We start from the raw sequence: 13,287 nt of genomic DNA on the forward strand, positions 1-13,287 counted from the left end.
TAAATAGGGCGTGAAAAATGGCGGTGAACATTAGCTTCTGCATCATTGTCAAAGACGAAGAAGAACGGCTGCTGCGGTGTTTAGAGAGTGTACGGGGCGTTGTAAATGAAACGATCGTAGTGGATACGGGATCATGCGATCGCACGATCGACATCGCAAGAAGCTATGGTGCGTCGGTCTATTCTTTTGAGTGGTGTAACGATTTTTCGGCAGCGCGAAATGCATCCCTTCACTACGCTCAAGGCGATTGGGTTTTGGTGCTAGATGCCGATGAAGTGTTGGTTCCTGACATTGTTCCAGCACTTAAGCAAGTCGTTGAGAGCGAACAGTACTTAGTAATTAACCTGTTACGTCATGAGGTCGGCGCGTCTCAATCTCCTTACTCTATGCTGTCTCGGTTGTTTCGGCGGCATCCTGACATCGCGTTTACTCGTCCCTATCATGCCATGATCGACGATCGCGTTGCAGAACTGTTACAACGCGAACCTAATTGGCGCGTGGGACACTTACCTGAGGTCGCAATTTTACACGAAGGATATCGTTCTGATGTCATTGCAGCGAGAGATAAATTCAACAAGGCGCGTATCACAATGGAAGGGTTTCTTGAAACGCATCCCCACGATCCTTATGTGTGCAGTAAGCTAGGCGCGTTGTATGTGCAGATAGGACAAGTAGAAACAGGATTAGAGTTGTTAAGAAGAGGGCTTCGAGCGATTCATAGCAATGCGAACGAATATCCTTTAAGCAACGCTTTACACGATGCTTCAACGCTTTACGAACTTCATTATCATTTAGGCAGTGTTTATGCCGAATTACATCACTTTAACCAGGCTGAGCAACACTATCAGGCGGCAATGCAGCAGCCGATTCCGGCTCGGTTAAAGCTAGGCGCAATCAACAATTTAGGGAACATTCTTAAAGATAAAGGGGACTTGCAGAACGCTGTAGCTCTCTATCAGCAAGCATTGCAAATCGATCCAACTTTCTCGGTTGGTTACTACAACTTGGGCATGACGCTCAAGGCAATGGGGAGATTGACGGATGCGATCGCGCAATACAAACGCGCGATCGCACTTAACCCAAATTATGCCGAGGCTCACCAAAACCTCGGCGTTGCACTGCTTAAAGCCGGACAGGTCGCTGAAAGTTTGGAGGCGTTTCAATCTGCGATCGCACGCTATCAGCAGCAGGGTTTGCCAGCAGGTGAACAGTTAAAACAGAGTTTGCAAGACATGGGCTTTCGCGTGTAAAACAGCAGACGCCCTACGCCGTAAGTTGAATATTCTGATTGTCCGCAGAATCGGCTTCACTCTGTGCCGCGATCGCTAACTTTTCTGCCTGAATTTCTTTCTCTTGCACGAGCAAGCCACCGAGATGCACAACCGCTAGCCCTAACGCACCGATCGAGATCAGGTAGCTATGCAGCGTGTAAAGATGCTCAACGGTGATCGTGCTGACGGTACCGCCCGTAAGGGCATCGCGCAGTTGAGAACCAATGAGAGGCAGAGCTTCGATCGTGCCAAGCTCAATCTTAAACCGCCAAAACCCAAGCTGATCCCAGCTTAAAATCATCGCTGTCCAGCTTAGACCGATCGCTGAAAGGGTGAAGAAAATGCCGCTAACCCAGGAGACAAGCCAACTGCGGCGAAATCGTTCGCCAAAAAACATGACGACAAGTTGAACCAGGGCAAGCCCAATCACAAGATTGCCAGAGATAGTGTGCATGGCGTGGACGAGCCAACCGTAAGAAATGGTTTGGTCGATGTTTCTGAGAGAAGTGTAAGCCCCGCCTGCACTGGGCTGATAGTAAAATGCTAGTAAAATTCCGGAGGTAACGCCGATCAAGGTCAGAGTTACGATCGCAACTGCGAGAATGGTGGATAGCCGTCTGAAAATAAAGGCAATGTTGCTCATAATTTGTACACTCTTTTTGTAGGTGAGGTGTGTACCGTTTTGACAGTAGTTCGACGGAGCCAACAAAGGTCTTCGACCCGCGTTGCCAGGAGGGCAAATCATCCTTGCCAAGACGCTTTCCTAAACCCGCACTATGAAGAAGGAGGATAAGGACAGCCGAACTTACGTCTTACTGCCTCTAATCTTAACTTAATGTAAAGATTTATAGAACTTTCTTCATGATTCTCTGATGGGTTATCGATCCCTGCGAGCCAATCGCGGCGAGTCCATTCTTTGAATTGATTACGTTGAATGGGTTACGAATTAATCAACGGTTTTGCCCATTGATGGACGACTTCAGGCGTTCCGTACCAGCGCCCCGGAGAGCGGGGAGAATGCCAAACATGATCTAATGTGATATTTTCTGCGCCCTCTAGATGAGCCGCCGCGATCGGGGTAATGCCATCGCCCCAACAGTCGCCCCTGCCTCCTGTCAACTGATAGCTACTATATGCCAGCCAGCTTCCCCGTTGTCGTGCCCCAAACACCGCTTTCCCCGCCACACATAAATAATGGACATCGGCATAAAATGCACCCGGATAGCTGAGGTTCACAAAGTTTAAGTTTTTCAGTGTCCACCGTTCATAACTAGTCTGGGGCGTCCCCAGGGTGACAAGATGAGCAACGTAGTGATGGGCGTTCCAGGCATAGACCTGCTTAGCGCCGGGCACACCTTTAGAGGAGCCATCTATCATGCCATGCACGTCATACAAGTTTTCACCCAGATAAATTCGCGCAATCCAGCCACCTGCCGAGTGCCCGACTAGATTAATCTGCTCTGTGCCATGCTGCTGCCGAACTTGCTGCACGGTTTGATCCAACCGTTCCAAAATTGGTAGCACCGATCGCCCTCCCAAGGTGGGAAACCAATCTCGCTTTCGCAGGGGCACAGTCACCGTTGGAACTCCCATTTCAGCCAGGGTGTGCTGCATTTGTTGGTAATCGATCGCGCCTGCAAGATAGCCCGGAAGAATCACAGTCGGCAACGGCATAACGATAAAAATTTAAAAGATGCTTATAGAATCTTAAAGCACTGTTTCTAAATTTCTGATGGCTGAGCGAATCGGGACGTTGTACGGAGTTGGGGTGGGCACGAGCGATCCGGAGTTAATTACCTTAAAGGGGTTACGGGTGTTGCAGCGATCGCAGGTTGTGGCATTTCCGGCAGGCACAGGAGAGCGGCGCGGCATGGCAGAAACAATCGTTGCTTCGCATCTCCGGCAAGAGCAGATCCGACTTGCGATCGCGTTTCCCTACACTCAAGATGAAGCCGTACTTACTCAGGCATGGCATGCCGGAGCCGAGCAGGTTTGGCACTATCTCAACCAGGGACAAGACGTCGTGTTTGTCTCAGAAGGCGATGTCAGTCTCTACAGCACGTTTACTTATCTGGCTCAGGCGCTCCAGAGCCACCATCCAACCGTGCAGGTAGAAACGATTCCGGGAATTTGTTCTCCGTTGGCGTCGGCGGCAGTGCTGGGCATTCCGCTCACGGTTCGTCGGCAAAAACTGGCGATTCTGCCTGCGCTCTACACCGTATCAGAATTAGAAACAACGCTTGAGTGGGCAGATGTTGTTGTTTTAATGAAAGTAAGCTCTGTCTACCCGCAAGTGTGGAGTGTTTTAGAGCGCTATCATTTGTTAGAGCGAAGTTACGTAGTCGAACGCGCCACCTCAGAACATCAGAAAATTTATTCCAACTTAACGAACCGCCCTACGCTAGAATTGCCTTACTTTTCCCTGCTTATTGTCAAAGTCAACGAAGCCTAACTTCACCCCCTACCTTCACCTTTGACCGACGAATCACGCATTAGTAAATTGCTATGTCTTCTGCCCTCTCTGCTTTCTTCCGCAACTTACCAGAGAATATTCAGCAGCCTGCCTCGATCGCGTTTCTAGGATCGATCGCGGCTCATGCCTTCTTTTTTGCGTCGTTGCCTGCGTTTACCTCTTCTCAGGAAAATCAAAGCGATCCGTTGCGGCGAGTCGGCGTAGTGGATCTATCACCAGAAGAGCAAAGCCGCTTGCCAAGGCTCGGATCGTCTGTGGTGTTGCCGCCGCTTCAACAGTCGCCCAACGCGGCTTTACCCCTGCCGCCGCCGTCGGACACTGTTCCGGTGCCAAACAATCCTCTGCTCTACAATATTCCCGGACTCAGCACCCCTGTTTTTCCCGATGTGCAGTCTCAACCTTCTAACAACGAACTGCTAAAGAAATATTTGGCTGAGCAAGACATTGCGATCGCGCGTCGTCGCCAACAGTTGAGAAATCTCACGCCTGAGCGATCGCAACAATCCGCAACCCCAGAACCATCTCAGACTACCGATCCGCAGTCAGAAGCGATCGCTAGTGCCATTAACCGAGCGGGAAATGGGCAGATTCCCACTCTCGATCCTCTCGATCCAAATCTGACCTTTGGCTTGCCAGGGCAGCCCTCCCAACCCCAGCAAAGCCCCAGCCCAGCGCCCGAAGGGGAACCGACAACTCCACCACCGCCGGGGGGGGAAACGGCTGCATCTCCCGCTCCAGAGGCAACCCTTCCGGTGACGCCATCTCCGACGCCAACCCAAACCCTTAGCCCCGAAGTTTTGGCGGAAATTCGGCAACGGCGCGAGGTGTATGCTTACAACCAAGCCGATACAGATGCTGATCCACGCTTTGCAAATTCTGGAGTGAAAGCGCCCGATCAAAACTGGGTGACGTGGAAGACGGAAAATATTCAGCCAGCCCTCGATCGTGGTGAACTAGAGCTAGTTGAACATCCCACCAAGGAAGAAGAGCTAGAAACAGGTATCCCAGCATTGCCATATCCGTTTCCCTTTGCGATTCCCAGGTTTCAGCAAAATACGATCGTGATTGCAGCAACGGTAGGGACGGATGGCAAGCTTGTGGGCGAACCGGTCTTGCTCGGTAAATCAGGCTATGCGGCGTTGGACAAAGAAGCGATCGCGCATGTGACGCAAGAAGTCAGCAAATATCCTGCCCCTGAAAAACCAACGGTTCACCGATTTGTGTTTAAGTATGCAGCGCCGAGCGGTCAAGCGGTGAGCTAAGGGCTAAGGAGGTTGCTGAGGGGTGCTGTTGCCTTGGGCAGTGCGATCGCAGGTGTGGCGATCTCTCAGAGCTTGGCAAAGCCGATTGCCCATTCGCGTTACACTAAATCCTGTGGTCAATCGTAGGATAATTATGCAGGTTCGAGCCTTGGTGGTGGTGGCGGTTTCGGCACTGATGTGGGTGCTAACAGCACTGTTTCCGCCCGATGCGTTGGCATTAACGCAAATCAGTTTAACTGATCTGTCGTATCACGAGTGCCCCGCCGATGTTGGAGCAGGAACGGTAACGAGTGGCACATCCCAGGCAGCCAATTGCTTTATCGTGACCGGAACGGCAAACAATCCGACCAATAAAATGGTTGTGAATGCCGATATTTTTGGGCGTATTTTTGATGCTAACAATGATTCGGTGATGCAAAATCGCACCCGTTTAGGCTCGATCGAAGAAGTTCCCCCCGGTGCAAGCCCCTTTGAGTTGAGAATTAGCGTTTCAGCCAATCAACCGACACCGCTACAGTTGAAACAGTTTAAAGCCGCAGGGTTTACGGGAACGGTCAGACGTTGATTAGGGTTACCCTGTAACTCACGTTAATTGAACGATTGTAACCGCCTAAACTCCTACCGACCCAAGCCCTACGATCGCTGCCAACCTCGATTTAGCCCAAGCGCGATCGCGCTGCTAACAAGCAACGCAGGCGTCAACCAATCTCCCCGCAAAACATACAGTGTTTGGCTTTGACGCGGATAAATGGTGCCTACATGGATTTGGTATTGGTAAGGCTGCGATCGCCACTGAATTTGCCCGTGGGGGTCAACAATGCCAGAGTAGCCTGTGTTGGTAGCGCGAACCATCCAACGATCGGTTTCGATTGCCCGCATCACGTCGTGGGCTTGATGTTGCGCCATCAAAACCGGGCTGTAGGGATCGAGATTTGAGGCGGTGATTAAGAACTTTGCTCCGGCAGCAACTTGCGATCGAAACAATTCGGGAAAGGCAGATTCATAGCAAATGCCAACTGCCCCACGACCCAACGAGGTCTCAAACTGTTGGTCAAACCTGCCCGGCAGCATTGAAGATTTGACTGGAGACAGCCGCCCAATAAATTGCCCAATCGTCGATTCAAACGGGATGTATTCTCCAAGAGGAACGAGTTTTACTTTATTAAATTGCCCGATCGCTTCGCCGTTGGGTGTAAGGGCGATTAAGCTTTGCGTATAATAAGTTCCGGCTGGCATAAAGGTGCCGATCCATGCCGGAATGCGCTTTTCTAAAATGGCTTCATAGACCGGATTTTGCCGTTTTACACCGCGCCAAAGAAATGGTAATGCTCCTTCTGGTGTGAGGACAACATCAACGCCTTGATCAACCAAATTTCGATATCCGGTTGAATAACCATCTAACGCTTTTTTCAATCCATCTTTGAATAGTTTAATTCTCGTTGGCACATTACCTTGAACAATGCCAATCTTGATGGCTGATGAGTTGCTTAACGCCTGACTATAAATCGTAAACCCTGCTACATGCAACACTAAAAACAACGCGATCGCACTTATAAACAACGCTTTTGCTGTTCCGTCTCGGCGAAGCCAAGCTTCTGCCAGTAGCCCATTTACTGCTACGATCGCGGCTGTCACCGTCATCGCTCCAGAAATCTGACCGAGGTGAAGAATCGCTAAATTATGGGGACTCTGGGTAAAAGAAAGGGCTGTCCAGTCGAGGGGCGTCCACTGCCGCACCGTTTCTGACCCACACCAAAGCGCTGTGCCAACCAGCACTCTTAGACTGGATGGCACGTTCTGTCTCCCCATCCACCGCATCACCCATGCCCACCCGCAAACGCACGCCGCGCCCCACAGCGTAATAAAGCTCCAGGCGAAGGCAACAACTGCAACACTCGCCACCCACGGAACGCCCATCCAGGTGAGCGGATGCAAGCCAGTGAGCCAAAACAGAGTCGAACCGTGATAGGCAATGCCCCACGTAAGTGGCAAAAGCACTGGGGCAGCAAAGGCAGGGCGCAGCTTGGGCGCAGTCTGCCGCACCGACATCACCCACAGGGGCGCGATCGCAACCCATGCCAACCCCCACAGGCTAAACGGGGCGGCGGCAAAACTCATCAGCACTCCGCTTAAGAGCGCGAAGAGCACAGGGCGCACCTCTACAGGCGCGATCGCGTTCCAAAGCTTGTCTTTCAAGGTCAATCAACTCTTCCAAATCAGCATACTGACTACTCTAGCGAAGTTAAGTCTACCAACGTAAGATGATGGCATCGCTGAAGAGATGACGTGTTCTCTTACCACAATCGCTTCAGTTCGTATTTTACTCATCAATTAGCGACCATGTAATATTTAAGAGAAACGGCTGAATTCAGACCATGAATCGTTCTTATGCTGATTCTGAAGCACTTCGTACACGCCTGATTGAAACCTATCAGAAAGCATCGTTCATAGAAAAGCAGATGCTTCACCTGTTCTCGGTGATCTACGAGCCAGTCAATAGAACTGCATTTCTAGAGTGTTTTGCCCACACTGGGGCGCGCGATGAGCACGGCAAGCCTCTAGGAGTCAGCGTTCTAAGAAGCCGAATTGAGCGGCTGCTAAATGCCCAGTTGCTGATTCAAGAGCGGGGGCAAGGTCCGCAGTGTCATCCATTGTTGGTGGAAATCGTGACTCGTGATGCGATCTCAACTGGCACGTTTGAACCCCTGGTTGCGAGGGTGCAAAAGCAGTTTCCGGTACGCACAAGTTGGAAAGGCGGACCGCGATCGTTTAGCAGCCGGGGTCAGCTTGTGCGAGAAGTGCGGATTGGCATTTACCGAGGCGATGTTGACTATATCGAACGGCAGTTTGAAGACTATCACAACTACACCTACCGATCAGACGAAATCTCCATGGACGAGATTTTTCAGCAGGTGTGCAACAATCCCTTCGATGCCGACTGGTTTAAAGCCTTGCCGCCGCAACTCTACGGCAGCGGTATTTCTAGCATTCTGGCGATGTCTGCCCTTTACTGCGTTCCCGCAGAAGAGCCGTTTTCTCTGCTGCAAAAAACCTGTGCGATCGGCGAGGGAGAAACTTCAGATTTCTTGCGGCTGCTGCTGACCGAGCAGTTTTTGCTGCGGGGTCGTGTTGACGATGCCCAGCACACGCTAGAGCAGCTTTCTGAGGGCTATCGAGAAAACGGCGGCATGTTTTGGGGCTGGCTTAGCTTTGTTCAAGGGGAGAACGACAGCGCGATCGCGCACTACACCTTGGCGCTGAAAGCCCTCCGCAAAACGACTCGAAAACGCCAGGTTTTTTTCAATGGGCTGAGCGGTCTATTTTTTGTCTTGGCGCTGCTCAAAGATGGGTCGCCCAAGCGGCTTAAGGAGGCAGAAGACTATGCCCATCTGCTCAGTCGGCAGGTTCACCATTGGCTTCAACCCGTCTACGATCGCTTGCACAGCGTTCTTAAATTTTTGCAGGGGGATCTCTCTCAAAAAGAATTTCTCAACCCGTTGGTGCCGTCCCATGAGGAAGAAACCAGCATCGGCACGCTAGTGGGTGCGTTGTGCGTGTATTGGATGGATGCTGGCACGGCTAAAAAGACGTTACCCAACGTTCTTAGCTTTCTCTATCAAGCAGCAAAAACCTCTGGATATACCTGGATTGCCGCCGAAACGGCAGAGTTGCTATTGCGGCTCAGACCGCCTAGCGATACTCAGAACAATGCTAGCGATGATACTCAAAACAATGGCAAAGCCATCACTCTAGATCAAACCGTCGATTTGCATCAAGACCCTGACGTTGCATCGCTTGCCGATGTGGTGCGATCGCAAGAACCCTGGGAACTGTGCCTCAATGCGTTGACCAGTTTGCATAAAGATCCCCAACCCCCAGATCAAGCTGGAAATCAGCGCCTCGTCTGGTTTATGACGTTTTATCCGAGTGGGTGCCTACTCCAGCCCCGCGAACAAAAGCTCAACGCCAATGGCACTTGGGGAAGAGGTCGCCCGATTGCGCTCAAACGGCTGAGCCTCAATGCTAGCGAGTTGGACTATCTCACCCCTCAAGATCTCCGGGTGTGTGCCCAGATCGAGACCTATCACTCGGCTGGATATTACGGCAAAACCGAGTTTAAATTTAGCGATCGCGCCATCATCGCGCTGGTGGGGCATCCCCTCGTGTTTTGGGAAGACACCCCCACAATTCGGGTGGAAATCGTCAAGGCGGAACCCGAACTGCTGGTCAGGAAGGGCAAGGGCGATCGGCTGATTCTAGAATTTTCGCCGCCGCTCAAAGGCAACCAGGATATTCTGCTGATCAAAGAAACGCCAACTCGCATCAAGGTGATCGACATTCAGCCAGAGCATCGCCGCATTGCCGATATTATTGGTAAAAAAAATCGGTTGGAAGTGCCGTCTGCCGCCAAAGAGCGCGTCTTAGCTGCCATCAATGCGGTGTCAGGCATTGTTACCGTGCAGTCTGACATCGGTGGCGGTGTGGAAAATGCTGAAGAGGTTCCGGCAGATTCTCAGCCTCACATTCATTTATTGCCAGCCGGTCAGGGGCTAAAAGTGGCGGTGCTGTGTCGCCCCTTTGCAGACGGCGGGTCGTACTATCGACCGGGGGCAGGAGGCGCGATGGTGGTGGCAGAGATTGACGGCAAGCGGCTGCAAACCACCCGGGATCTAAAGGCAGAAAAAGACCGAGCGAACGCTGCGATCGCGGCTTGCCCAATCTTAAGCGAGCAGCCCGAAGAAGACGGAGAATGGCTGATTGAAGATCCGCAAGCCTGTTTGGAACTGCTAGTCGATCTGCAAGCGATTAGCGCAGGGCACAACGCAGACGGAACTGCCAATAGCGTCGCGATCGAATGGCCAGAAGGCGAAAAGCTGCGCGTCAGCCACCAAGCCGGACTCAACGATTTCCATTTGGCGATTCAACGGCAAAACGATTGGTTTTCAGCCAGTGGCGAACTGAAACTCAGCGATGATCTAGTGCTGGATATGCAACAGTTAATGGAACTTTTAAACCAAAGTTCTAGCCGGTTTATTCCCCTGGGTGATGGTCAGTTTTTAGCGCTCACCCAATCGTTTCGTAAACGCTTAGATGAACTCAGAGCATTCACGGAAAAACACGGGAAAGGCGTCCGGTTTCATCCGCTCGCGGCAATGGCGCTGGAAGACTTTATCGATGAAGTGGGAGATGTAGAGGTCGATCGGCACTGGAAAGCCCACGTCAAGCGGCTAAAAGAAATGGAAACCCTCCAGCCGCAGGTGCCCTCTACCCTCCAAACCGATCTGCGGGATTACCAAATTGAGGGGTTTAACTGGCTGTCTCGGTTGGCTCACTGGGGCGTTGGGGCGTGCCTCGCTGACGATATGGGATTGGGAAAAACTTTGCAGGCGTTGGCGCTGATTTTGACTCGCGCGCCCAACGGAGCCACCTTGATTGTTGCGCCGACATCGGTCTGCCTAAATTGGATGAGCGAAGCCCAACGCTTTGCCCCGACGCTCAACGTCTTGTCCTTGGGGAGCGGAAATCGCCAAGCCCTGCTCGACCAACTCCAGCCGTTTGACATCGTGATTTGTAGCTATGGCTTACTTCAGCAAGACGATGTAGCAGACAAGCTAGCCAGCGTGGAGTGGCAAACCATTGTGTTAGATGAAGCGCAAGCGATTAAAAACAGCACCACCAAACGGTCTCAGGCTGCCATGAAGTTGCAAGGCAAATTCAAATTACTGACCACCGGAACCCCGATCGAGAATCATCTCGGCGAACTGTGGAATCTTTTTCGCTTTATCAATCCTGGCTTGCTCGGTTCTTCAGAACGCTTTAACGAACGATTTGCTTTTCCGATCGAGCGGTTTCAAGACAAGCAAGCTAGTGCTCAATTGAGAAAGCTGATTCAGCCGTTTCTCTTGCGTCGCACCAAAACCCAGGTCTTGGCAGAGTTGCCCTCCCGCACTGAAATTCCGCTCTATGTGGATCTCAGTCAAGAAGAACGGGCGATGTATGAAGCGTTGCGGCGAGATGCGATCGCAACGCTCTCTAACAGCGATGCCCCCCCCGGAACAAAGCATCTGCAAGTCCTCGCCGAGATCATGAAACTCCGCCGCCTGTGCTGCAATCCCGGTCTTGTGATGCCGGATGTACCGCTCGATAGTTCTAAACTGGCGCTGTTTGGTGAAGTGCTAGAAGAATTGTTAGACAATCATCATAAAACCCTGGTGTTTAGTCAGTTTGTCGATCATCTCACCATTATTCGTGCGTATCTAGATGAGCATGCGATCGCGTATCAATATCTAGACGGCAGCACCCCCGCCAAAGAGCGCAAACGCCGAGTGGATGCCTTCCAAGCAGGAGCAGGAGATGTGTTTCTCATCAGCCTTAAAGCGGGGGGGACTGGGCTAAACCTGACGGCTGCTGATTATGTGATTCATATGGACCCGTGGTGGAACCCGGCGGTGGAAGATCAAGCTAGCGATCGCGCCCATCGCATCGGTCAGCAGCGCCCCGTAACCATCTATCGACTGATCACCAAAGACACGATCGAAGAAAAAATTGTGCAGTTGCATCAACAAAAGCGAGACCTCGCCGATAGTCTCCTCGAAGGAACAGAGGCAAGCGGCAAAATTTCTACCGATGACCTCCTAAAATTAATCCAGGTAGGGTAGCGCCCTCGCTTCCCATCGCAAGCTAAGATAAAAACTGGTCTACTTAAGCTAAACTACCTGAGCCAAAAGGGATGCCAATCGTGCTGACTGCCCTGATTGCTGATTTCAAGATTATTTTTGAGCGTGACCCGGCTGCCCGCAATTGGGTAGAGGTGCTGTTCTGCTATCCGGGACTGCAAGCCCTGATGTTTCATCGGTTTGCTCACTGGCTCAGAGCGTTGGGGTTGCCCTTCGTTCCCCGCTTTATTTCCCATCTTGCTCGCTTTTTTACCGGCATAGAGATTCACCCCGGTGCCACGATCGGGCAGGGCGTGTTTATTGATCATGGCATGGGCGTGGTGATTGGCGAGACTGCGATCGTGGGAGACTATGCGCTGATCTATCAAGGCGTCACCCTAGGCGGCACTGGAAAAGAATGCGGCAAACGCCACCCTACCCTGGGCGAAAACGTGGTAGTGGGAGCAGGAGCCAAGGTGTTAGGCAATCTCCAGATCGGTAATAATGTTCGGATTGGCGCGGGGTCTGTGGTGTTGCGCGATGTGCCGGCTGACTGCACCGTAGTTGGCATTCCTGGACGGATTGTGTATCGCGCTGGCGAACGGGTTGAGCCGCTAGAGCATGGGCGGTTGCCAGATTCTGAAGCGCAGGTGATTCGCGCCTTGGTTGATCGCATCGAATCGTTAGAGCAGCAGCTTGAGATGGTGCAATCTCGTCAATCGTTGGCGGCAAGTTATGCCATGGCGGCGGTTGACCCAGTTGCGATCGCGCAGGCTATCACCGCATCGTGCAATGCCACGAAGAGTGTTTCAGATGAGGAACCCAACGGCAAATTGCCGACTAGTTGCAGAATTGCGGATCACATTATTGAAGAATTTTTTGATGGTGCTGGGATCTGAGCCGGGTTTGGCACATCTTGGCAGCGATCACGCGATTGCAGGTGCCGCGATCGCAGATGTACACAGAATGCCTCAGACAGAGGTAAGGTTTACAGATAGTCTGGGTGGTTATGGGTTGATTTGCTGGGTATGCCATTTGCCGTCGTCCCTGCGATCGTAAAGTTCTCGATTTTGTGGATCACCTCTCAATTCCAGATGATCAACTCGAACTGGATCTAACAACAGCAGGCAAAAATTGGGCAACGGTTCTACCTGGCTTGGCAATGGAGGGAAAAACGCCTCTGGTGCTGCTTTTGGCTTGCCGGGATCTGCCCAGGCAAACTGAAGTCTTGACGGGTCAGACAGGGTTTGCCACATGTGCTGACGCGCCTTGCGTAGCCTGTCGTCGGGTTCTGTCTCGCCAATGAGCTTCAGCACTCCGGTGAGCCGAAACTGCTCGCGGGTGTTGGGAAAATACCAGCACACTTCTCCCCAGTGAGAATGCTCAATTTGTTCCGGTTTTTCGCTGCGAGAATCGGTGATAAATTTTAGCTGATTGGTGTTGTCTAAAAAGCCCCGAAATACGATCGTTCGATTGGCGGGCTTGCCATCTGCTCGCACTGTAGCGAGTTGGACGTAGCGGGCATGGGGCAGGGAGCGGTTGCGATGTAAGGCACGAGCGATCGTAGGTCGCCAAGGAGCTAAAGACATAAGCACTCGCAGATGAGAGAACGCGATCCTTCGGAA

Annotated in this window: 10 protein-coding genes; 6 read left to right on the forward strand and 4 right to left on the reverse strand. The window is 51.9% G+C overall.

The window, feature by feature from the left end:
- The first annotated feature begins 17 nt into the window (after window positions 1-17).
- Entirely contained in the window at window positions 18-1,250 is a 1,233-nt protein-coding gene (locus GS601_RS10655) for a tetratricopeptide repeat protein (RefSeq protein ID WP_202925002.1), read from the forward strand.
- A 13-nt stretch (window positions 1,251-1,263) separates the two neighbouring features.
- On the opposite strand, the gene GS601_RS10660 is transcribed toward GS601_RS10655, so the two are convergent.
- Both GS601_RS10660 and GS601_RS10665 read right to left on the reverse strand, forming a co-directional pair.
- Entirely contained in the window at window positions 1,264-1,914 is a 651-nt protein-coding gene (locus tag GS601_RS10660) for a cytochrome b N-terminal domain-containing protein (protein WP_162423262.1), read from the reverse strand.
- A 296-nt stretch (window positions 1,915-2,210) separates the two neighbouring features.
- Window positions 2,211-2,945 carry an esterase/lipase family protein gene (locus GS601_RS10665; protein WP_162423263.1) on the reverse strand — a complete coding sequence of 245 codons (735 nt, stop codon included), beginning with the start codon at window positions 2,943-2,945 and terminating at the stop codon, window positions 2,211-2,213.
- A 58-nt stretch (window positions 2,946-3,003) separates the two neighbouring features.
- Between GS601_RS10665 and GS601_RS10670 the strand changes: the two genes are divergently transcribed.
- Genes GS601_RS10670 through GS601_RS10680 form a run of 3 tightly spaced genes read left to right on the forward strand, consistent with a single transcriptional unit; the run spans window position 3,004 to window position 5,571 of the window.
- Window positions 3,004-3,723, forward strand: a complete 720-nt coding sequence (locus GS601_RS10670) for a precorrin-2 C(20)-methyltransferase (RefSeq protein ID WP_162423264.1) — start codon at window positions 3,004-3,006, stop codon at window positions 3,721-3,723.
- Window positions 3,724-3,776: 53 nt separating this feature from the next.
- A complete protein-coding gene (locus GS601_RS10675; protein WP_162423265.1) occupies window positions 3,777-5,006 on the forward strand; it encodes a hypothetical protein in 1,230 nt (409 codons plus the stop codon).
- Between the two features lie 22 nt (window positions 5,007-5,028).
- The gene (locus GS601_RS10680; protein ID WP_338017013.1) at window positions 5,029-5,571 is read left to right on the forward strand and encodes a hypothetical protein; all 543 of its coding nucleotides are present in this window, start codon (window positions 5,029-5,031) and stop codon (window positions 5,569-5,571) included.
- A 68-nt stretch (window positions 5,572-5,639) separates the two neighbouring features.
- On the opposite strand, the gene lnt is transcribed toward GS601_RS10680, so the two are convergent.
- The gene (gene lnt / locus GS601_RS10685) at window positions 5,640-7,202 is read right to left on the reverse strand and encodes an apolipoprotein N-acyltransferase (RefSeq protein ID WP_238393198.1); all 1,563 of its coding nucleotides are present in this window, start codon (window positions 7,200-7,202) and stop codon (window positions 5,640-5,642) included.
- Between the two features lie 179 nt (window positions 7,203-7,381).
- Here lnt and GS601_RS10690 point away from each other — a divergent pair, with 179 nt between their 5' ends.
- Together GS601_RS10690 and cysE are read left to right on the forward strand one after the other, a co-directional pair.
- Complete coding sequence (locus tag GS601_RS10690) at window positions 7,382-11,665, forward strand: DEAD/DEAH box helicase (protein WP_162423266.1); 4,284 nt, start codon at window positions 7,382-7,384, stop codon at window positions 11,663-11,665.
- Between the two features lie 71 nt (window positions 11,666-11,736).
- On the forward strand, window positions 11,737-12,561 hold the full coding sequence (gene cysE, locus GS601_RS10695; protein WP_202925003.1) for a serine O-acetyltransferase: 825 nt from the start codon (window positions 11,737-11,739) through the stop codon (window positions 12,559-12,561).
- Window positions 12,562-12,669: 108 nt separating this feature from the next.
- Here the strand turns inward: cysE and GS601_RS10700 are convergent, their stop codons facing one another.
- Window positions 12,670-13,251: an Npun_F5749 family FMN-dependent PPOX-type flavoprotein gene (locus GS601_RS10700; RefSeq protein ID WP_162423267.1), complete on the reverse strand. Its 582-nt coding sequence runs from the start codon at window positions 13,249-13,251 to the stop codon at window positions 12,670-12,672.
- Between the last annotated feature and the right edge of the window lie 36 nt (window positions 13,252-13,287).

The sequence above is a fragment of the Myxacorys almedinensis A genome, assembly GCF_010091945.1.
Lineage (GTDB): Bacteria > Cyanobacteriota > Cyanobacteriia > Leptolyngbyales > Leptolyngbyaceae > Myxacorys > Myxacorys almedinensis.

Excerpts from the sequence above, each read along its gene's own strand:
- GS601_RS10655 (WP_202925002.1), top strand. The coding sequence starts at position 18 with ATGGCGGTGAACATTAGCTTCTGCATCATTGTCAAAGACGAAGAAGAA.
- GS601_RS10670 (WP_162423264.1), top strand. The coding sequence starts at position 3,004 with ATGGCTGAGCGAATCGGGACGTTGTACGGAGTTGGGGTGGGCACGAGC.
- GS601_RS10675 (WP_162423265.1), top strand. The coding sequence starts at position 3,777 with ATGTCTTCTGCCCTCTCTGCTTTCTTCCGCAACTTACCAGAGAATATT.
- GS601_RS10660 (WP_162423262.1), bottom strand. The coding sequence starts at position 1,914 with ATGAGCAACATTGCCTTTATTTTCAGACGGCTATCCACCATTCTCGCA.
- GS601_RS10690 (WP_162423266.1), top strand. The coding sequence starts at position 7,382 with ATGAATCGTTCTTATGCTGATTCTGAAGCACTTCGTACACGCCTGATT.
- GS601_RS10700 (WP_162423267.1), bottom strand. The coding sequence starts at position 13,251 with ATGTCTTTAGCTCCTTGGCGACCTACGATCGCTCGTGCCTTACATCGC.
- cysE (WP_202925003.1), top strand. The coding sequence starts at position 11,737 with ATGCCAATCGTGCTGACTGCCCTGATTGCTGATTTCAAGATTATTTTT.
- GS601_RS10665 (WP_162423263.1), bottom strand. The coding sequence starts at position 2,945 with ATGCCGTTGCCGACTGTGATTCTTCCGGGCTATCTTGCAGGCGCGATC.